General features: G+C 62.5%; 16 protein-coding genes. 11 read left to right on the forward strand and 5 right to left on the reverse strand.

All coding sequences use genetic code 11. The annotated features are described in order from the left end of the window. The first annotated feature begins 374 nt into the window (after nucleotides 1-374). Genes KIT10_10835 through KIT10_10845 form a run of 3 tightly spaced genes read left to right on the forward strand, consistent with a single transcriptional unit; the run spans nucleotide 375 to nucleotide 5,701 of the window. Complete coding sequence (locus KIT10_10835; protein ID MCW5899756.1) at nucleotides 375-1,910, forward strand: hypothetical protein; 1,536 nt, start codon at nucleotides 375-377, stop codon at nucleotides 1,908-1,910. Further along, complete coding sequence (locus KIT10_10840) at nucleotides 1,897-4,944, forward strand: PAS domain S-box protein (GenBank protein ID MCW5899757.1); 3,048 nt, start codon at nucleotides 1,897-1,899, stop codon at nucleotides 4,942-4,944. Before KIT10_10835 ends, KIT10_10840 begins: the two co-directional genes overlap by 14 nt. Nucleotide 4,945: 1 nt before the next feature. Then, complete coding sequence (locus KIT10_10845; protein ID MCW5899758.1) at nucleotides 4,946-5,701, forward strand: response regulator; 756 nt, start codon at nucleotides 4,946-4,948, stop codon at nucleotides 5,699-5,701. Nucleotides 5,702-5,719: 18 nt separating this feature from the next. Here the strand turns inward: KIT10_10845 and rnr are convergent, their stop codons facing one another. Further along, on the reverse strand, nucleotides 5,720-7,966 hold the full coding sequence (rnr, locus tag KIT10_10850; protein MCW5899759.1) for a ribonuclease R: 2,247 nt from the start codon (nucleotides 7,964-7,966) through the stop codon (nucleotides 5,720-5,722). Nucleotides 7,967-8,163: 197 nt separating this feature from the next. Here rnr and KIT10_10855 point away from each other — a divergent pair, with 197 nt between their 5' ends. From KIT10_10855 to KIT10_10870, 4 genes are all read left to right on the forward strand, one after another. Further along, a complete protein-coding gene (locus KIT10_10855; GenBank protein MCW5899760.1) occupies nucleotides 8,164-9,114 on the forward strand; it encodes a ribose-phosphate pyrophosphokinase in 951 nt (316 codons plus the stop codon). An 18-nt stretch (nucleotides 9,115-9,132) separates the two neighbouring features. Then, a complete protein-coding gene (locus KIT10_10860; protein MCW5899761.1) occupies nucleotides 9,133-9,762 on the forward strand; it encodes a 50S ribosomal protein L25 in 630 nt (209 codons plus the stop codon). Between the two features lie 76 nt (nucleotides 9,763-9,838). Further along, nucleotides 9,839-10,402 (forward strand): aminoacyl-tRNA hydrolase, encoded by a 564-nt coding sequence (gene pth / locus KIT10_10865; GenBank protein ID MCW5899762.1) that lies wholly within the window; start codon nucleotides 9,839-9,841, stop codon nucleotides 10,400-10,402. A gap of 50 nt (nucleotides 10,403-10,452) precedes the next feature. Next, nucleotides 10,453-10,968 carry a ferritin gene (locus tag KIT10_10870; GenBank protein ID MCW5899763.1) on the forward strand — a complete coding sequence of 172 codons (516 nt, stop codon included), beginning with the start codon at nucleotides 10,453-10,455 and terminating at the stop codon, nucleotides 10,966-10,968. Nucleotides 10,969-10,974: 6 nt separating this feature from the next. On the opposite strand, the gene KIT10_10875 is transcribed toward KIT10_10870, so the two are convergent. Beyond that, on the reverse strand, nucleotides 10,975-12,462 hold the full coding sequence (locus KIT10_10875) for a M20/M25/M40 family metallo-hydrolase (GenBank protein MCW5899764.1): 1,488 nt from the start codon (nucleotides 12,460-12,462) through the stop codon (nucleotides 10,975-10,977). Between KIT10_10875 and KIT10_10880 the strand changes: the two genes are divergently transcribed. The 3 genes from KIT10_10880 to KIT10_10890 are packed head-to-tail and all read left to right on the forward strand — an operon-like array spanning nucleotide 12,461 to nucleotide 15,740. Continuing rightward, nucleotides 12,461-13,045 carry a YfiR family protein gene (locus KIT10_10880; protein ID MCW5899765.1) on the forward strand — a complete coding sequence of 195 codons (585 nt, stop codon included), beginning with the start codon at nucleotides 12,461-12,463 and terminating at the stop codon, nucleotides 13,043-13,045. The two genes, KIT10_10875 and KIT10_10880, sit on opposite strands and share 2 nt — an antisense overlap. After that, a complete protein-coding gene (locus KIT10_10885; GenBank protein ID MCW5899766.1) occupies nucleotides 13,042-13,941 on the forward strand; it encodes a hypothetical protein in 900 nt (299 codons plus the stop codon). The genes KIT10_10880 and KIT10_10885 overlap by 4 nt, the downstream gene beginning before the upstream one ends. 17 nt (nucleotides 13,942-13,958) lie before the next feature. Then, nucleotides 13,959-15,740, forward strand: coding sequence for a SpoIIE family protein phosphatase (locus KIT10_10890; protein ID MCW5899767.1), 1,782 nt, complete (start codon nucleotides 13,959-13,961; stop codon nucleotides 15,738-15,740). Nucleotides 15,741-15,751: 11 nt separating this feature from the next. Here KIT10_10890 and KIT10_10895 read toward each other — a convergent pair whose 3' ends face one another. Continuing rightward, nucleotides 15,752-16,594, reverse strand: a complete 843-nt coding sequence (locus tag KIT10_10895; GenBank protein MCW5899768.1) for a universal stress protein — start codon at nucleotides 16,592-16,594, stop codon at nucleotides 15,752-15,754. A gap of 211 nt (nucleotides 16,595-16,805) precedes the next feature. Here KIT10_10895 and KIT10_10900 point away from each other — a divergent pair, with 211 nt between their 5' ends. After that, complete coding sequence (locus KIT10_10900) at nucleotides 16,806-17,153, forward strand: single-stranded DNA-binding protein (GenBank protein MCW5899769.1); 348 nt, start codon at nucleotides 16,806-16,808, stop codon at nucleotides 17,151-17,153. A 57-nt stretch (nucleotides 17,154-17,210) separates the two neighbouring features. Here KIT10_10900 and KIT10_10905 read toward each other — a convergent pair whose 3' ends face one another. Further along, nucleotides 17,211-18,404 carry a PKD domain-containing protein gene (locus KIT10_10905; protein MCW5899770.1) on the reverse strand — a complete coding sequence of 398 codons (1,194 nt, stop codon included), beginning with the start codon at nucleotides 18,402-18,404 and terminating at the stop codon, nucleotides 17,211-17,213. A gap of 2 nt (nucleotides 18,405-18,406) precedes the next feature. Continuing rightward, entirely contained in the window at nucleotides 18,407-19,147 is a 741-nt protein-coding gene (locus KIT10_10910; protein ID MCW5899771.1) for a hypothetical protein, read from the reverse strand. Nucleotides 19,148-19,783: the final 636 nt, after the last annotated feature.

Raw genomic sequence — 19,783 nt, forward strand, 5'->3', positions numbered from 1 at the left:
GGTCAACAACCCAAAACCATGGTGGACAACTGCTGGTATCATCCCGGCTATCAACAACGGTCATCCTCTGGCGGCTCTTCCTTTCTCCGCCCTGTTCACAACAAGGCCGTTCATCAACAGGCCGTCCATGATCCAGCACCGCTCGTATGGCATCGGATCATTCACCATCCCCTCCATCCCGACTTTTCCATGATCGTTGATCGATCCATTCCACCCATTGACCTTCAACCCCTTGCCATTGCCTGCTGGTCCACCCGATCGTTCATGGCATGCGCGCTACTTTTGATAACCCGTTCCCGCAAGTCTTTATGGCCATAATGGTCCACATGATCAACAGCCCTTATTATATCAGATACATTTTCTTCAAGAGTATCATGATAAGGGTATTGTCCGTGATGGTGATGCCGTGGTGTTCGTTGGTGACAGTCAACGGACAGCCGGGTGATGATGGACTCACACGATTCTATCATCCCAATGGCACAGTGAGCAGTGAAGGGCGAATGGTGGACGGCAAGCCGGATGGTTGGTGGCGCAACTACCATGAAAATGGCCTGCTTCGTTCCCAAGGCAACCGCCGGGAGGGTCTGCTGGACAGTGTGTGGACCTTCTTCAACCCGGAGGGTGTATTGGAAAGTGAGATCAGCTATGCGGCGGGCAAACGTGAAGGGGACACCAGGCGTTATGATGCGGAAGGGGTTCTGCTGAGCAGGGAGACCTATGTGGCCGACCAACGGGATGGCATGGCCTATTACTACCACGCCAATGCGCAGGTGCACAAGGAGATACCTTTTGTGGCGGGGCGTGAAGAGGGGAGGGGCCAGGAGTACGACCAGGATGGGCGCCTCATCGCCTTGTTGTACTACGGCGCGGGCATGCTACGTCGCCGGGAGGACATCAACAGGACCGATCGCATGGGCATGCGCCAGGGACCTTGGAAGGAACTGCACCCCAATGGCAAGGTGAAGTGGGAAGTGAGTTACGTGGACGACAAGCGCCAGGGGGTCTACAAGGAGTTCGACGCGCAAGGCAACCTGAAGGAGATGCTCAAGTTCGATCAAGGACAGCTGGACACGGCGGGCCAGGAGCAACTCACGGTGGAGATCAAGCGCACCTTCCATGCGGGCGGCAAGGTGGCCAGCATCGGCAGCTACTCACGCAGTGGAAAGCGGGAAGGATTGTTCAAGGAGTTCGCCCCTGATGGAGCCCTGGTCGGGGCCAAGATCTACGCGGGGGACCAACTCGTGAGCCAGGGCATGGTGAATGATCTGGGAGCCATGGAAGGGCCATGGGTGGAGTATTTCCCCACAGGGGAGAAGCGTGCGGAAGGCAGCTATACGGCCGGCAGGCGCGAGGGCGACTGGACCTTCTACCACCGCAGCGGCAAAGTGGAGCAGAAGGGCAAGTACGTGAACAGCCTGCCCCATGGTCTTTGGCAGTGGTACTATGAGAACGGCCGTATGCACCGCGAGGAGACCTACCGCCGCGGCAAGGAGGATGGCGCATCCGTAGAGTACGATGAGCAGGGTGCGGTGATCACCAAGGGGGAATACATCGATGGGCGACGCGAAGGCGTATGGACCTATGAACTGGGCGACCACCGCGAGGAAGGGGCCTTCAAGGATGGGCTCCGCGATGGTGTGTGGAACTACACCTACCCCGATGGCAAGCGCAATTTCACGGGAACTTTTGTCAACGGCGAGCGCCATGGCAAGCACCGCTGGTGGTGGCCCGACGGACAGATCAAGCAGGAGGGACGATATGTGATGGGGGTGGAACAAGGGGACCACATCCACTACAACGAATTGGGCCAGCCGTTCCTCACCATCCGCTACCGGGACGGTGTGGCCACCAGGCTGGATGGCGAGCGCGTGCCACCACAGGTGCGCGGATCATCCGATGACAGTCCCTGAGCGGGGCTTTACAGACGTGCTGGATATGACGACCCAGGGCAGCGGAACGGTGGTGGTGGACATGGGCGGGCAGGAGCTCGCCGAGGCCTATCTGCGATTGAAGCACCAGTACGAGGAACTGGTGCTGCGCAGTGTGGCGGGCATCTACCGCAGCACCCTGGATGGCCGGATCCTGGAATGCAATGACGCCATTGCGCGCATGCTGGGCTACAGCGATCGCGACGAGTTCATGCGGCAGCCGGCCGACGCCTTCTACACCGACCCGGCCGACCGCGAAGCACTCATCAACGCATTGCGTGAACATGGCCGCCTGGTGAATCATCCCTTGCGCCTGAAGGACCGCAATGGCAGGCAGGTGGAGGCGCTGCTCAACGTGTATCTGGTGGAATGGAAGGACCGGCCGGCCACCATGCAGGGCACACTCATCGATGTGACCGCCTGGCGGCAAAGCGAGATGGAACAGCGCATGCTGCTGGCCAGTTACCGCGGCCTGGTGGAACACGTCCGCGATGGGCTGCTGGTGATCGCTGGTGGGCGGATCGTCTATGCGAACCCGGCCGCCGAAGCACTCGTCGGCCGACCGCTGACAGGCGAGGCGGTGATGGATGTTTTCCACATGGACGCTCGGAACCAGTTGGAACACCTGATGCATGATGCCACACAGGCAGGACCCATCACCACGCGCCTTGCCAGTGGAAGGGAAGTGGTACTCTTCGCCTCCGCCGTGCAGGATGAGGGTGGGTCCGCCATCCGCGTCACCCTGCAGGACCACAGCGAGCAACAGGTGTTGATGAAGGAACGCATGCGGGTGCAGCTCGCCGAGGAGGTGAACCAGGTCCTTCGGCAGGAGATCTCCGAACACCGCCGCACACAGGAAGCGCTGCGCCGATCTCGCCGGTTCGCGCGCAACCTGATCGACAGCTCGCTGGACATGATCATGGCCGCCGACCCCGAAGGCCGCATCACCGAATACAACCCGGCCGCCAGTCTGCGTTTCGGCTACGAGGCCGAGGAGGTCATGGGCCGCGATACCCGCATGCTCTACGCCGACCTTCAAGAGTATGAGGCCGTGCAACGCGAATTGGATGAGCATGGCGCCTTCACCGGCGAGATCCGCAACCTCTCCAAGGATGGCCAGGTCTTCACCACATTCCTGGCCTCTTCCAGACTGCATGATGAGGATGGACGCATCATCGGCGTCATGGGCGTGTCGCGTGACATCACGCGGCAGAAACAAGACCAGGAAGCCCTGCGCGCCAGTGAAGAGCGATACCGCGACCTGTTCGAGAACGCCACAGACCTCATCCTGAGCGTGGACGCCGATGGCCGGCTGCTTTACGTGAACCAGGCCTGGCACAAGGCCATGGGATGCGCAGGCGGAGACCCCCGAGGCAGGCACATCAGCGAAATGCTCCACCCGGACCATGCCGCGGACCATGCTCCGCTCTTCACCGGCGAGGGTATCACAGGTGGTGATGCCCAGGTGAGCGCGGTTTTCAAGGGTGCCGAAGGCAGGAAGGTGATCGCCGAGGGGTCGATCACCGTACGCCGGGAGAATGGCCGGGTGGTGGCCACGCGTGCCATTCTGCGCGACATCACCCACGTGCTCGCCGCCAAAGAGGAATTGCAACGCAACGAAGCGAAACTCCGCGCCCTGTTCGAGAGCAGTGAGCACATGTTCTGGACCGTGGACCCCGGGATCCGCATCACCAGCTACAACCACGGCTACGCGGGCATGATAGAACGGCTTCACGGGGTGCGGCCGCAGGCGAACGCAGGACCGGTCCAACCGCGCGAGGGTTTCTCCAAGCCGAACTACCGGGCCTTCTGGGACGCCAAGTACGCCAAGGCCTTCAGCGGCCAGCCCGTGCGCTTCGAGACCGATGTGGTGGACATGGCAGGCCAACGTGTCTGCAACGAGATCTTCCTCAGCCCGGTCTTTGGCACTGACGGCCGCGTGAAGGAGGTCTTTGGCATTGGACACGAGATCACCGAACAAAAGGAGGCCGAGGAACTCATCCGCGAACAAGCCGCCCGCCTGCGTGCCATTTTCGAGAGCTCGGCCAACATGATGATCTGGACCCTCGACGAGGGTATGCGCATCACCTCCTGCAACCGTTGGTTCCTGGGTTCGGCCAAAGAGGCCTACGACATCGATTTCTCCATCGGCGACCATTTCGTGGAGCGCCTCGCCCCGCGGGCATCCGGCGATCCGGGGCCTTTCATGCAACGCTTCAAAGCGGCGCTCAAGGGCAAGCCCCAGCAGTTCGAGGTGGAGTTGCTGGATACCAAAGGGGAGCCGCGCTGGGTGGAATGCTTCATCAGCCCCATCGTGGTGGATGGACATGTGCGTGAACTCTCCTGCCTGGCCTATGGGATCACCGACCGTAAGCGCGAACAAATGGAACTGGAGCGCAGCCTGCATGAGAAGGAGGTGCTGCTGAAGGAGGTCCACCACCGGGTGAAGAACAACCTGCAGATCGTCAGCAGCATCTTCAACCTGCAGACCGGCCACGTGGGCGACGACCCCCGCATCCGCGACCTGCTGCGCGAGAGCCGCGACCGCATCCGCAGCATGGCCTTCATCCACGAGAGTCTTTACCAGAACAAGGATTTCAGCTCCATCGACCTGGCGGGCTACATCGAAGGCCTGAGCCGGAACCTGATGCACAGCTATAGCCTGGATGGCCGTGTGGCCCTGGAGACCGCCCTGCGGCCCGTGGAACTGGTGCTGGACCAGGCCATTCCCTGCGGATTGATCCTCAACGAGATCATCAGCAATGCGCTGAAACACGCCTTTCCCGGTGGTCGTGCCGGCAAGGTCCGCATCGAACTCGACCGGGAGGGTGAGTTGGTGATGGTGCGCATCGCCGATGATGGACAGGGCCTGCCCCAGGGCTTCGACCCCAGGCGAGATGGCAACCTCGGCCTGGAGTTGGTCCATACCCTGGTGGAACAGCTGGAGGGCGACATCCGTATGAGCGGCGGCCCGGGGGTGGCCTATTTGCTTACTTTTGAACGTATCAAGCACTGACATGGCAGCGACCAACGTGCTCGTGGTGGAAGACGAGAGCATCGTCAGCAAGGACATCCAGCACAGCCTCAAGAAGCTCGGTTACAACGTGGTGGGCGCGGCGAGCACTGGCGAACAGGCCGTGGGTCTCGCCTTGGAGCACCGGCCCGACATCATCCTCATGGACATCATGCTCAAGGGGGAGATGAACGGCATTGAAGCGGCCGACACCATCCGCAAGGAGACCAACATCCCGGTGATCTTCCTCACGGCCTACGCCGATGAGAGCACCCTGTCAAAAGCCAAGGTCACCCAGCCCTACGGCTACATCATCAAGCCCTTCAAGGAGATCGACATCCACACGTCGATCGAGATGGCCCTTTACAAGCACAAGAAGGAGACCGAGGTGCTGAAGGAACGCGACCTGCTCTATTCCCTGGTGGAGAACAAGGACAGCGGGCGCGACATCATGTTCGTGAAGAGCAACAGCCGTTTGGTGAAGCTCAAGACGAGCGACATCTACTTCATCGAGGCGCTGAAGGACTACGTAGTGATCAATACGCTGAACACGCGCTACACCATCCACAGCACCATGAAGGACATCGAGGCAAAGCTGCCCGAGAACGACTTCATCCGCGTGCACCGCAGCTACATCGTGCGGCTGGACAAGATCACCGCCATCGAGCAGGCCAACCTGATCCTGGAGAACGACAAGAAGGTGATCCCGGTGGGTGGCAGCTACAAGGATGAACTGGCCCGCCGGCTGAACCTGGTGTGACCACTACGGCCTGCCCGATCAGCGCCTTCCCCCCTTCCTGTTGGCAGCCTTCTTCTGTTGCCTGAAGCCCTTTTTCGCAGGCGCCGACCGCGCGCCTTGGGGTGAACGGCGCTCGAATTTTCCGCTGGTGGTGCGCATCGTTTCCCCGGCCAATCCGAAGGCCACGGTGCGGCGGTCCATGTCCACGGCCTTCACCACCACACGCAAATCATCGCCGAGCCGGAATTTGCGCCCCGTGCGGTGGCCCGCCACCACGTAACGCTCCTGGTCGAAGGCGAACACATCGCCCGGCAGCTCGCGCAGGCCGATCATGCCCTCGCACTTGTTGTCCACCAGTTCCACATAGATGCCCCAATTGGTGAGCCCGCTGATGGTGCCGTCGAATTCCTCTCCGATGCGGTCGCGCAGATATTCGGCCTGCTTGTATTTGATGCTCGCGCGCTCGGCATCGGCGGCCTGCTTTTCCATGCGCGAACTGTGCTTGCAACTGAGCTCCAAGGACTCTCGGTCAAGCGCCAGGCCATTGGCCAGATAGTGCGCCAGCGCACGGTGCACCAAGAGGTCCGGGTAGCGGCGGATGGGGCTGGTGAAGTGCGTGTAGTGTTCAAAGGCCAGCCCATAGTGGCCGATGTTCTCCGTGGTGTAGATGGCCTTGGACATGCTGCGGATGGCCACTTGTTTGATGAGGTTCTCTTCCTCGGTGCCCCGCACATCGCGCAGCAATTGGTTGATGGCTTGTGGAAGATCCTCGGCATGTGTCGTATCCAGCTCATGGCCAAAACTCTTCGCCAGAGCGCGCAACTGGGCCACCTTTTCCGGGTCGGGCAGGTCGTGCACACGGTAGACGAAAGGCTTGGGCTTGCCATTTCGCGGTCGGCCCACGTATGCCGCCACGCGCTTGTTGGCCAGGAGCATGAACTCCTCGATCAGCCAATTGGCGGGTCCCATCACCTTCTCATACACGCCCAGCGGCCGGCCTTTCTCATCCAGCCTGAACTTCACTTCGTTGCCGCCGATCTCCAATGCTCCGTTGTCGATCCGCTCTTTGCGCATGATCTCCGACAGCCGATGCAGGGTGAGCACCTCCTCCTTGAAGGGGCCATTCGCGCCATCGATGATGGCCTGTGCCTCGGCATACGCGAAGCGATGGTGCGAGCGCATCACGGTGCGGCCGAACCACTCACCGCGCAGGCTTGCCCGATCATCGAGTTCGAAAATGGCGCTGAAGCTCAGCTTGTCCGTGTGTGGGTTCAGGGAGCACAGGTCGTTGCTGAGCTTCTCGGGCAGCATGGGCACCACGCGGTCCACCAGGTATACGCTGGTGGCGCGGCTGGCGGCCTCCATGTCGATCACGCTGCCGGGCTTCACATAGTGGCTTACGTCCGCGATGTGGATGCCGATCTCCCAGTTGCCGTTGTCCAATTTGCGCACGCTCAGCGCATCGTCCAGGTCCTTCGCATCGTCCGGGTCGATGGTGAGGGTGGGGATGGCGCGCACATCGCGGCGCCTGGCGGTCTCGGCCGGTATGACGCCATCGGGGATCTCCTCGCTCGCCTTCAGTACGCTTTCCGGGAACTCCAGCGGAAGCCCGAATTCGGCCAGGATGGCGTGCATTTCCACCTGGTGCTCCCCGGCCCTGCCCAGTACTCGGGTCACCCTGCCCCGGGGCAGGTCCCGAGCGTCCTTCCATTCGCCCAGTTCGATGATGGCCTTGTCGCCCTCCTTCGCCCCGTTCACATCGGCTGGTCCAATGAAGAAGGGTTGTTGCACCCGCTGGTCGTCGGCCACCAGGATGGTACGCCCATCGTGCCGGTGGATGGTGCCAACGAACTCGGTACGCCGCCGCTTGAGCACCTCCAGCACCTTGCCTTCCGGCCGGGAGCCACGCCCACCGCGCGCCTTGATCAGCACGGTATCACCATGCAGCGCCGTGCCGATGTCGCGTTGCGGGATGTACACATCGTCCGCGCCCGCCTCCAGCGATCGCACGTACCCGGCCCCGCTGGCGATGATGTCGATGGTCCCCTCCGAAGTGTCCTTGCCGCCGGTCGCCGTGTAGCGGCCCTTCTTGCCGCTGTGGATGCGGCCTTCATCCAGCAGCAGGTCGATCGCGTCGAAAAGCTCGTAACGATGCCCCTTGTCCTTCAAGCCCAGCTTCAGGGCCAGTTGTTGGCTGGTGATCCCGGCGCTGCCGGCCCGTCTGATCGCCGCCAGGACATCGTCCTTGATGCGGCCTGGGCGGTGCTGGGGTCGTTCTCGGGGCATGGGTGGAAGGGTGGGGGGCTGACGGGGGCGCAATTTAGCCGGGCGGACGCGGCAGGACCTTTGCGGCGCAGGGCCCTCCTACACGATCCGGCGTCCGTTCCCGCCCCCCATCCACGATCGTGGAAAACCCGGCCGGATCGCTACATTTGCAGCCCTTTTCCGATGCCCCCGACCCCGGAAAGCGCCTTGCCGATACCATGCAACAGGAAAGCTCCAAGATCTTCAGCGGTACCGCCACGCGCTACCTGGCCGAGAAGATCGCCGCGGCCAGCGGCGAGCGCTTGGGGGAGGTCACCGTGGCGCGCTTCAGCGATGGGGAGTTCCAGCCCAGCTATGAGGAGACCGTGCGGGGAGAATTGGTGTTCATCATCCAAAGCACCTTCCCGCCCGCCGACAACCTGTTCGAGCTTTTGATGTTGGTGGACGCGGCCAAACGCGCCAGTGCCAAGCGCATCGTGGCGGTGATCCCTTACTTCGGCTTCGCCAGGCAGGACCGCAAGGACAAGCCGCGGGTGAGCATCGGCGCCAAGCTTGTGGCCAATATGCTCACGGCGGCCGGGGTGGATCGGATCATGACCATGGACCTGCACGCCGACCAGATCCAGGGCTTCTTCGAGGTGCCGGTGGACCACCTCTTCGCCAGCACCATCTTCCTGCCCTACATCAAGGAATTGGGCCTGAAGGAACTGGTGATGGCCGCACCCGACACCGGAGGCACCAAGCGCGCCAACGCCTACGCCAAGCACCTGGGCGTGGACATGGCCATCTGCTACAAGCAGCGCAAGGTGGCCAACCAGGTGGACAGCATGACCGTGATCGGCGACGTGAAGGACAAGAACGTGGTGCTGGTGGACGACATGATCGATACCGCCGGCACCCTCACCAAGGCCGCTGACATGATGATGGATCTGGGCGCCACCAGCGTGCGCGCCGTATGCACCCATGCGGTCCTGAGCGGAGAAGCCTATGAGCGGATCGAACGAAGCGCCCTGGCCGAACTGATCGTCACGGACACCATTCCATTGCGCCCTGCCAAGGATGCGCCCACCACCAAGATCAAGCAGCTTTCCGTGGACCACCTCTTCGCCGATGTGATCCGGCGGGTGCGCAGCCACGAGAGCATCAGCAGCCATTTCATCATCGCATAACTCCGATACCCCACGGCCATGAACAAAGTAGCCCTCAGCGGCGAGGTCCGCAACGAAACCGGCACCAAGGGTGCCGCACAACTGCGTCGCGCCAAGCGCGTGCCCTGCGTGCTCTATGGCGGCGGCACCACCCACCACTTCAGTGTGGAGGAAGCCGCCCTGAACAAGATCGTGTTCACCGCCGAGGTGAACAGTGTGGAACTGGACCTGGGTGGCACCAAGACCCTGGCCCTGGTGAAGGACAAACAGTTCCACCCGGTGACCGACCAAGTGATCCACGTGGATTTCGTGGAGTTGAATGAGAACGCCCCCGCCCGTGCCACGCTGGCCGTGAATCTGCATGGGCAGCCCGTGGGTGTGCGCAAGGGAGGCAAGTTGAAGCAGAGCATGCGCAAACTGCGTGTGAAGGGCCTTCCCGTGCACATCCCGCAGCATTTGGATGTGGACGTATCCGGCTTGGATGTGAACCAGCAGATACGGGTGGCCGATCTGAAGTTCGATGGATTGACCCTGATGGAGCGTCCGGAGGATGTGGTGGTGGCCGTGCGCCTGGTGAAGAAAGTGGAAGCCGCCCCCGTGGCCACCGCTGCGCCAACCGCAGCTGCCGCCCCCGCCAAGGCCGAGGCCAAGCCCGCTGCCAAGAAGTGATCGCGGCGGTCGCCGCCCATTTCCATGCACCTACGCGGACCCGGCGATCGCCGGGTCCGCTTCTTTTGTACCGGACATGAAGTCGCTCATTGTGGGGCTCGGCAACCCCGGACCCGAATACGCGGATACCCGACACAACATCGGCTATCAAGTGCTGGACCTCCTGGCGGCACACAAGGGCGTGCGGTTCCAGCCGGCGCGCTATGGCGACCACGCGGAAGTGCGCCACAAAGGCCGGGTCCTCGTCCTGATGAAGCCCACCACCTTCATGAATCTCAGTGGGAAAGCGGTGCGCTACTGGGTGGAGCAGGAGAAAGTCCCACTTGAGCGCCTGCTGGTGATCACGGACGATCTGGCGCTGCCATTCGGCACGATCCGCATTCGCGCCAAGGGCGGTGCGGGTGGGCACAATGGCCTCACAAGCATCATCGAATTGCTCGGTACGGAAGAATTCGCCCGGCTTCGATTCGGGATCGGGAGCGACTTTCCCCAGGGCCGGCAAAGTGAATATGTCCTCGGACCTTGGGGCGCAACAGAACGCGAGACCCTTCAGGCGCGCACTGAGCTGGCGGCCCAGGCGGTGTTGCATTTCGGACTCATGGGCGTGACAGCGGCCATGAACGAGTTCAACAAACGCTGAGGTCCCGCCCCCTGTGCGGGTGACTAACTTCGCACGCAGAAACACGTCCCATGCTATCCAAGAAGATCGAAGCTGCCCTGAACGTACAAGTGGCCGTGGAGGCCAGCAGCAGCCAGGCCTACCTCGCCATGGCCAGTTGGGCCGAGAACCAGGGCCTCAGCGGCACCGCGGCTTTCCTGTACCGCCACAGCGACGAGGAGCGCCTGCACATGCTCAAGCTCGTGAAGTTCATCAATGAGCGTGGCGGTCGTGCCGTCGTTCCCGCATTGAAGCAGCCGGGTACGAACTACAAGACCATCACCGATGTGTTCCAGGCCCTGTTGGACCATGAGACCAAGGTGACCAACGAGATCAACGGGGTGGTGGACCTGTGCCTGAAGGAGAAGGATTACACCACGCACAACTTCATGCAGTGGTACGTGGGTGAGCAGATCGAAGAAGAGGCGCTTGCCCGCACGCTCATCGACAAGTTGAACCTGATCGGCAACGACAAGGGTGGGTTGTACCTCTTCGATCGTGATCTGGAGACCATGAAGGGCGCCGACGGCGGCAATGCGGCCAGATAGGCCCGCTCAATCCCAAGGCCAGTCCCCGCCAATGCGCAGGGGTTGTTCCAGGCCCTGCTCCACCAACATCGCGCGGAGTTCCTGCTCCGTGTATCTGGCCGGCAGCTTGTCGGCCGCGGCGAGGCCATAGAGCAGCATGCCCACATGGCGTACGTTGTTCACCATGGCCTGCGGGTCCACCAAGTGGATATCGTCGCAGCTGCTGTGGTAGCAGCCATAGACATGTTTGCCCAGGTCGCTGAGGGGATAGATGACAGGAACGCCGGACATGAGGAAGGGCTGGTGGTCGCTGTGCAACCAGACCTGTTCGGAAAGCTCACCACGGAAATGCCCGTCAGTGGCAGCGCGGATGTCCTCGTTCAGGCGCCCCATGAGTTCCGCCCATCCCTGGGGGCCGCCTACGCCGAACCCGTAAGGGTTGCCGCTCATGTCCAGGTTGATCATGCAGCGAATGTTGGCGAGCTCGCCAGCGGCCTCGTAGTGCCGCACCAAAGCGCGTGAGCCCAACAGGCCTTGCTCCTCGCCCATGAAAAGCACGAAACGCACCGTGCGCTCCGGGCGGAATGGCATGGCCTGCATGGCGCGGGCCAGGTCCAGGATGGAATAGGCGCCCAGGCCATTATCGGTGGCGCCGGTGGCCAGGTCCCAGCTGTCCAGGTGGCCACCCACCATGATCACCTCCTGCGGCCATCGGCTGCCGGGTATCTCCGCGATCACGTTGTGCGCCTCCACGACCCGGCTGTCGTTGTTCATGCCCAGCCGTGCGGAGAGAGCTGCGCCTTGGGCCAGCCGCTGGCGCAGGTTTGCGCCATCCTCGGTGGCCACACAGGCCGCGGGCACCGGGATCAATTGGCCATCGATGGAGGCTGTTCCGGTGAGCAGCACGCCACCCTCCACCTGGTTCACGAACACGATGCCGGCCACGCCACGACCCAATGCCAGCGCGGCCTTCTCGCTGCGGTGCAGGTTCCTTGTTCCCTCCGGGGCATCCACCAGGCCGATGTTCACAAGGGCAAGTTTGCCGCGCAAAGCATCGCCCAGGCGATCCAGATCGGCAGGCAGACCGTTCCCGGCATCGATCAGCGGCGCCTCCACATCGGCCTCCAAGGGCGTATTGGCCAGTGCCACGGCGCCCAGGTGCAGAAAACCGTGCCCATCGCCAATGGTGAGTTGCACCCGGCCGCGGGACCAGGCCTGGGCGCTGAATGGGAAACGCTCCACATGCGGCAGTCCGGCGAGGCGGAAGAGACTGTCGGACGAAGCCTCGGCACGGGCACCCTCCGGGCTTCCCGTAAGCCGGTGGCCGATCGCTTCCACACTCCAGCGCAACCAGCGATAACCTTGGGCGTCCTGCTGCGCCGCGCGGTCGAAAGACCTGAGTCGGTCCAGCGGCGCCTGGGCGTCCACAGTTCCCTGTTGACAGATGCCCATGAGCAAAAGCCACAGCGCGCGGGCGATGCGGGTACTTTGCCCGGTGTGGCGACGTTTCGGCATGCGATCGGCTCAGGGCCGCGCCAAAACTAAGCTGGCCCATTCCATGATCGGCCGGGGATACAGGACCCTGTTGGTGCTCCCATTTCTGCTTTGCTCGGCATTGCCCGTGCAGCGCGACGCGGACAAGGACACCACGGCCATCCTGCAGGCCAACTACCTGTACAACATCGCCAAGCTGGTGGAGTGGAAGGACCCGGCCATGCGCAATGGCAACTTCATCATCGGGGTCATCGGCAATGCCAACCTGTATCAGGAATTGATCAAACAATACTCCACACGCACCATCGGCAGGCAGCCCATTGAGGTGCGCAAGCTGCCGCGTACGGCCGAGGTGGAGCAGTGCCACATCCTCTATGTGGGCCGCGATGATCTGGCCCTGTTGCCGGACATCTACAAGCGCAACCAGGGCCAGCCCACCATGGTGGTCACCGAGTACCAGGGCGCGCTGGAGGATGGCGCCGTGGTGAACTTCGTGAAGGTGGACAATCTGCTGAAGTACGAGCTCAGTCTGGCGAACGCCCAGAAGCACGGCTTGGTCGTGGGGGCCACATTGAAGAATCTTGCACACCGGGTGGAAGAATGATCCGCGCACGCCACATCATCATCACCACCGTGCTGTCGTTGATGGCCGGAACGTGGGTGCGCGCGCAGGGCGACCCCTTGGTCGAAGCGCTTCGCAAGTTCCAGGCTGGCGATCTGGTGCGCGCCAAGGAACTGATCGACCAGGCCGTGAAGGACCCCGCCCATGCCCAGGACCCCGAGGCCTGGCTCCTGCGTGGCTTTGTGTACAAGGACGGATTCAAGGACGCCAAACCCGGCCCCGAAGCCGACCTGGTGCGCAACGAAGCCCTCGCGAGCCTGTACACCTGCATGGGCCTTGACGACGAGGGCACGTATCGGGAGAATGCCATGCAGGCCTATGACTTCCTTGCGCGCACTTACTACAACGACGCCGCCAAGGCCATGCAGGAGCTCGACGACAAACGCGCCCTGCAGCTCTACGACAACTACAAGGAAGCCATGTTGCGGGTGGACCCCAGGGCCAACCTGCGCGCCCGTGACATCGAATTCCACAACGCGCTGGGCACCGTGTACACCAAACGTTTCGACCGGGACCGCACCGTGGTGGACTGGTTCAACAAGGCGGTGGACACCTTCCGCAAGGTGCTGACCATAGACCCGGAGAACTATGGGGCGAATTACAACCTGGCCACGCTCTACTACAACAGGGGGGTCTACAACATCCAGCGCATCTCGGCCGACGACGACATTCCCGGCATCCAACGCATCCAGGAGGTGAGCCGGGAGTACTTCATGGACGCCCTCCCCTACATGCTCAAGGCCCATGACATGAACCCGGGCCGGCGCGAAACCTTGCTTGGCCTGGAGATCATCTACTACAGCCTCCAGGACCAGGAACGGTCCGACCTCTACCGCAGGCTGTTCGAGGAACTGCCTCCTGTGGAGCAGGACCGATAGACGGATCCGCCATGGCGATGCGTATGACCATCGGGCGGAAGATCGGGATGGGCTTCGGCCTGTTCATCTTCTTCGCGCTCATCGTGGTGGTGCTCACCAACCGCACCCTGGAACGCAGCCGCGCGATCAACGAACAGATCAACCAGGTCTATTCCCCTTCGGTGGACGCCCTGGTGCGATTGCGCAACCTCACGGTCAGCGCGCACATGCTCATCAAGCACTGGGCGCTGCTGGAAAGCCGGGCCGACGCGCCGGAGAAGACCACCCTGGTGGAACTCACCACGCAGGAATTGCCCCGCCTGCTGGACCGTATCGATACGCTCATGTCCCACTGGGACCGCGAGGAGGTGGCCCTGATGGAGAGCGCCATCGCCGAGATGCATACGCTCTTCGCCCTGCACGACCGCATCAAGGAAATGCTGCCCTCGCTGGAAAGCTACAGCGACCCCTTCATCCACATGGCCCGCAATGACATGGCCGAGGAGGGCGGCGTGCTGGACCAGCAGCACGAGGTGGTGCTCGCGGGCCTGGACCGGCTGCTGGACATGCAGGAGGACAAGCGTCGCCACCTCGGTGGCAGCATGATCCGCAGTTTCGACTCGCTCAAATTCTTCGTGCTATATATGGGCATCGTGCTGGTGCTCATCGGTGCGGTCATCGCCGTGCTCATCGTGCGGGGTATCGTGCGGCCCCTGCGACGCCTGCGCAGCGTGCTGCTCAGCCTGGGGCGTGGCGTGTTTCCCCGCACCCGTATCCGCACCACCAACGATGAGGTCGGCGACATGAGCAAAGCGCTCACCGTGCTGGTGGACGGGCTGCGCCGGACCACCGAGTTCTCCCATGCGGTGGCCGCAGGCGACTTCACCGCGGACTACCACCCCCTGAGCGGGGAGGATGTACTGGGGCACGCCCTGCTGAAGATGCGTGACGAATTGGGCGAACGCGAACGCGTGCTGGAGATGAAGGTGATCGAACGCACAGAGGAGGTCGTACGACAAAAGGAGGAGGTGGAACGCCAGAGCCGCAGGATCGAGGAGCTCTACAACAACGTTACCGACAGCATACGTTACGCCAAGCGCATCCAGGAATCCATTCTGCCACCAGAGCGCCGCATACGGGAACTCCTGCCCGCGTCGTTCGTCCTGTATCGCCCCAAGGACATCGTGAGCGGTGACTTCTATTGGTTCGACCAGGTGGATGACAAGGTGCTGTTCGCGGCGGTGGACTGCACGGGCCACGGCGTGCCGGGCGCCTTCATGAGCCTGGTGGGCCACAACGGCCTCAACATGGCGGTGAAGGAACACGGCCGATCGCGCCCCAGCGAGGTGTTGCGGGAACTGAACCGCATCGCCTATGAGGCCCTGCACAAGGACCGTGAGGAGAGCCTGGTGCGCGACGGCATGGACATGGCCCTGTGCAGCTACGACCCCGCAGGTCGTGTGCTTGAGTACGCCGGCGCCAACTGTCCGCTTTATGTGGTGCGCGGATCGGAACTCCGACAATTCGCACCCGACAAGAACGCCATAGGCAGCCAGCACCTCAATGGCCAGGCTTTCACGGACCACCGGGTGAAGCTCGAACCCGGCGACATGGTCTACATGTTCTCCGACGGCTACGCCGACCAGTTCGGCGGACCACGTGGAAAGAAGTTCCTCTACCGCCGATTCCGCGATCTGCTCCGGGAGATCAGTGTACTGGACCCCGCGCAGCAGAAGGAGCGCTTGGATGAGGCCTTCCGCGAGTGGCGAGCGGGACACGAACAGGTCGATGACATCCTTGTGATCGGGATGCGCGCCTGATAGGTCGGGTGCTATTGGAAGGACCAGCCGCTCGCGGAGGTGCTCGTCTCGCGCGGATTCATCAACATCACGGGGATCTGGGCCTCGTTGGTGATGATCTCCTGCTCGTAGGGCACGCCCAGCACGCCGAAGATGTTGCCCTGCGCCAGATTCATGATGGTGATCAGATCGGCGTCCACGCGCACGGCGTGTTTCACCACGGCCTTCACAAAATCACCACTGTCCTCCTCGGCGATGGTGGCGTCGTGCACGATGCCGCGCTCGTCCAGATATTGATTGGCGAAACGAATATGGTTCTCCAGCTGCTTGTGCAGGAATTCATCCTCCTCTTTGGGCACCAGCAGATGCACCTTGCTGTTGAAGGTCTTGGCCATGGCGGCCACCAACGTGAGCTTTTGCCGGGTCTCCTTGTGCAGGTCCAGGGGCACCACGATGGAGTCGTAGCCACCCTCCTTGATGCCTCGCTCCTGTACCACGATGAAGGGCACCTCCGAATGGGTGATCACCCGGAGCGCACGGCTGCCGGTAATGAATTGCATGCCTTGCATGCCGTGGGTTCCCATCACGATCAGCGAAGCGTCGATCTCCGCGGCGGCATGGCCGATGTCCTCGTATATGGAACCCACGCGCACCAGCTTGTACAGGGGCACGGCCGGGGTCTTGGTACGGGCCTGATCGAGCACCTCGTCCAGCTTGTTGCGCGCCTCATCCACCTCGCCCTGTTTGGCCACCACATGCAGCAGATAGACCTCGGCACCGGTATGGCCGGCGAGGTTCGCAGCGTGTTCCAGGGCGCATTCGGCCACCCGCGAGAAGTCCGTGGGGACCAGGATCCGGTTCTTGTGTTCGCTCATGATGCCTTGCTGGTTTTCAACGCCCCGCAGCCAGGGCGAGGCGGCCAAAAGTAGGCAAGATGCGTGCAAAGGGTAGGGCTTGGCGAAGAGCAGACAGGCGTTTGTCAACGCCTGTTAACGACTACAAACGGATACTGCCCGGATCGGATCCGCATGGTGGGCCTGTTTCGCATCGCCGATGAACGAATGTCGGCCCCAAAACCAACCCGCCATGAGTACCTCGATGAACAACAAAGTGCAACTGATCGGCCACCTGGGCAAGGACCCCGAGTTGAAGGAGACCGGCAATGGCAAGCGCATGCTGCGTTTGAACCTGGCCACCAACGACTATTACAAGGGTGCGGATGGCGAGATGAAGGAGAACACCGAATGGCACACGGTCGTGGCATGGGGCCAGGCGGCTGAGAAGCTCGCCGGTGCCGTACGCAAGGGCAGCGGCCTCATTGTGGAAGGACGTCTCACGCACCGGGCCTACGAGACCAAGGAGGGTGAGAAGCGATACAGCTCCGAGGTGGTGCTGGGTGCCTACCGCCTGCTGGGTGCCCGTACCACAGCGTGATGCGACGGGAAGATCGGGCCAAAGGGCCGGTGCGAGCTCGCATCGGCCCTTTTCTTCTCAAGGGTTCCTCAGCACCCGGACCTGTTGCTCGCCACCCTTCTGCAAGCAGCGGATCACGTAGGCGCCTGGCCGCAAATGACCCAGGTCCAGGGGCATGGGCCCATCGGCATGGCCGCGCACCTCATGCACCACCCGGCCAGTGGCATCCAAGACGCGAAGCGTGGCCGCGCCATGCGCCAAACCAGTGAGCCAGAGCCTGTCCGCAAAGGGCACCGGATGGGCGCCCAGGGCCATCTGGCCGGCCAGCTCCTCCGGTGTGGAGGTGACCGCCACGGTAATGGGCACGCAATGCGTCTTGTAACAGGTGTCGGCCACGAGAGGGCCCCAGAAGCGCACCGTGCTGCAGAGATCATACTGCCCGCCTTGCGCATAAGCGTGAAGGGCGAAACGGCCCGATCCCAGCGGGCTGCCATCGCCGAAATCCCACTCCACCTCATGGTGCATGCCGGAGGTGGAGGAGGTGTCCAGCGCGCCCACCATGTCCAACGCCTGCACCACCAGGAAACCGGGGGAGAAGAGTTGGTCGCAAGCCACGGGCACAGGACCGAGATAGAGCCACTTGCAGATTTTCGCCGTGCAATAAGCGGATCCGGCGCCTGTCACAGAGAGGCAGATCTTGTGTGGGCCGGGACCCTGGAACACATGTGTTGGCGAGGATCCCGACGCGAGGTTGGCATCCCCGAAATCCCACTGCCAGGTGATGATGCCTCCCGGGTAGGAGCTCAGGTCCTGAAAGGTGATCTGCTGCCCGGCCATGGAGCTGATGGTGAAATCCACGACGAGATCAGCGCAGCTCGCGTCCTGCAGAATGGGCACCACCCTGCAGGTGGTGGTGCTGCAAGGCTGCAAGCTCAAGTCCATCGCATTCGCCGTCAGACATACCAGATGTTCGCCGGGAACGGGAAAGGTGTGCTCCAGGGTGTCTTCGAACCACTGGTTGAAGTCGCCGTCGAAAACGCTCCAAACGGTATTGAAGACCGTATGGAAGGGAGTGTCCAGTTCCGGCTCGAAGCGGTAGTGCAGCGGGCCGGTGATCTCGTCGGAGAACTGCACGGTCATGTATGGTCCACAGCCCTCCCAGGTACCCTCGTCCGAGCCATCCTTGGTGTGTCCCCATAGTTTTTGACCCCATGCGGTGGAAGACACCAGCAACAGGGGGATGAAGAGGAACAGTGCGCGTTGGTGATGCATGCTCAAGGTTGGCGCTTGGGAGAGAAGTGATGGGTGATGCCGAAACGGACCCCGAAACGGTCGTTGAGGCTCCGTGCTTCGTTGGAACCTCCGAACGCGCCGAGGGCCACCATGCAGCGGGGTCCGGCGTGGACGCTCCAATGTTCATTGATCTGGCGGCCCAGGCTGATGCTGGCGGACCCCAGCATCGCGGCCGGCTGACGCGCGCGCCATTCCGCCGTGCCCACTTCCCGGGCGATGAGACCGCCATCACCGGCGCTTCGGTCCAGCATGGCGCCTTGCTGGCCGATCGGCAACTCAAGCGCCAGACCGGCACCGACTCCGATGATGGTTCGTCCAAGCGCCTTCTGCCAGGCGGCCTCCGCGGGCAACAGCAGGGTGGCCTGGCTTCCCCTTCCGGCGGCCACGCGTTCATGCCAAGTGGTATGTGTCACCGTATCCACATCACTCCAGATCACCTGGTCGTTCAGGGTCACCATGAAATGGTGGATCTCGTGGGAGACCTCCATGCGGCGGTCTACATGGTGGAAGGACCTTTCGCTGCGCTCCTGCAGCAGACCCAGGCTCAGGCTGAAGCCATTGTGCCAGCGAAGGCCGAAAGCGATGCCCGGTGCGATGGTGCTGGTGCGCGCCTCGCTTTGCTCCAGCGCCTCCACCAGTTGGCCATCATCACCGCGCCACCGTGTGCCCACATCAAAAAGCGCCAACTCGGCGGCGATCCACCATTCTTTGGATGGCAGCACATAGGGGGCTGGTCGCGGTGCGGACCAAGGCACACCTGCGGTCATGCTGCGATCAACGCTTGGCCGAAGCGCGGCCATCCAAGCGATGGCCCCCTGTGGCGGACCCTCTTGGTCGGGCGTGATGGAAGAGCCGCGAGCCGATGGACGCCCAAGGGATGCGACACCTCCCCCCGACCCCGGTCCAGCCAATTCCAGTGTGGGGGTCGGCCAAGTGGCCACAGTGGGTTTGCTGGATGCGGGGATCCCAAGGGGTTCGGACACCTCTTCGTCCGGTCCCATCGCGCCTTCGGCTCCAGGGCCATTGGACGCCCGTTCGGTGTCGGACCCTTCTGGGCCATGGTACGATCGGACCCCGCCCGCCTTGGTCTTCTCCACGGAACCAAGCGTTGCGCCATCCGGCACTTGGTCGGCCTTGACGGGCGATACTGCGGCAGTGTTCCAACCATGGATCCACTCCGCCGGTGCGGCCATGGGGTCGTTAAGGCTGTCGGCCATCCGCAAGATGGCGGCCTCTTCCGAAAGGGCGACACGCCAGGCGCGCAAAGCGAGTACGCCCGAAGTGCCTGCCAGCAGGCACAACAGGCCGGGCAACAACCGGCCGAACCACCATGCGCGGCCCCCCCCATGCGCGGCCCG

Source organism: Flavobacteriales bacterium (genome assembly GCA_026129465.1).
Taxonomy (GTDB): domain Bacteria; phylum Bacteroidota; class Bacteroidia; order Flavobacteriales_F; family PHOS-HE28; genus PHOS-HE28.

Coding starts and splice junctions, on each gene's coding strand:
- KIT10_10835 (MCW5899756.1), top strand. CDS start 375: ATGATAAGGGTATTGTCCGTGATGGTGATGCCGTGGTGTTCGTTGGTG.
- KIT10_10840 (MCW5899757.1), top strand. CDS start 1,897: ATGACAGTCCCTGAGCGGGGCTTTACAGACGTGCTGGATATGACGACC.
- KIT10_10845 (MCW5899758.1), top strand. CDS start 4,946: ATGGCAGCGACCAACGTGCTCGTGGTGGAAGACGAGAGCATCGTCAGC.
- rnr (MCW5899759.1), bottom strand. CDS start 7,966: ATGCCCCGAGAACGACCCCAGCACCGCCCAGGCCGCATCAAGGACGAT.
- KIT10_10855 (MCW5899760.1), top strand. CDS start 8,164: ATGCAACAGGAAAGCTCCAAGATCTTCAGCGGTACCGCCACGCGCTAC.
- KIT10_10860 (MCW5899761.1), top strand. CDS start 9,133: ATGAACAAAGTAGCCCTCAGCGGCGAGGTCCGCAACGAAACCGGCACC.
- pth (MCW5899762.1), top strand. CDS start 9,839: ATGAAGTCGCTCATTGTGGGGCTCGGCAACCCCGGACCCGAATACGCG.
- KIT10_10870 (MCW5899763.1), top strand. CDS start 10,453: ATGCTATCCAAGAAGATCGAAGCTGCCCTGAACGTACAAGTGGCCGTG.
- KIT10_10880 (MCW5899765.1), top strand. CDS start 12,461: ATGCGATCGGCTCAGGGCCGCGCCAAAACTAAGCTGGCCCATTCCATG.
- KIT10_10875 (MCW5899764.1), bottom strand. CDS start 12,462: ATGCCGAAACGTCGCCACACCGGGCAAAGTACCCGCATCGCCCGCGCG.
- KIT10_10885 (MCW5899766.1), top strand. CDS start 13,042: ATGATCCGCGCACGCCACATCATCATCACCACCGTGCTGTCGTTGATG.
- KIT10_10890 (MCW5899767.1), top strand. CDS start 13,959: ATGCGTATGACCATCGGGCGGAAGATCGGGATGGGCTTCGGCCTGTTC.
- KIT10_10895 (MCW5899768.1), bottom strand. CDS start 16,594: ATGAGCGAACACAAGAACCGGATCCTGGTCCCCACGGACTTCTCGCGG.
- KIT10_10900 (MCW5899769.1), top strand. CDS start 16,806: ATGAGTACCTCGATGAACAACAAAGTGCAACTGATCGGCCACCTGGGC.
- KIT10_10905 (MCW5899770.1), bottom strand. CDS start 18,404: ATGCATCACCAACGCGCACTGTTCCTCTTCATCCCCCTGTTGCTGGTG.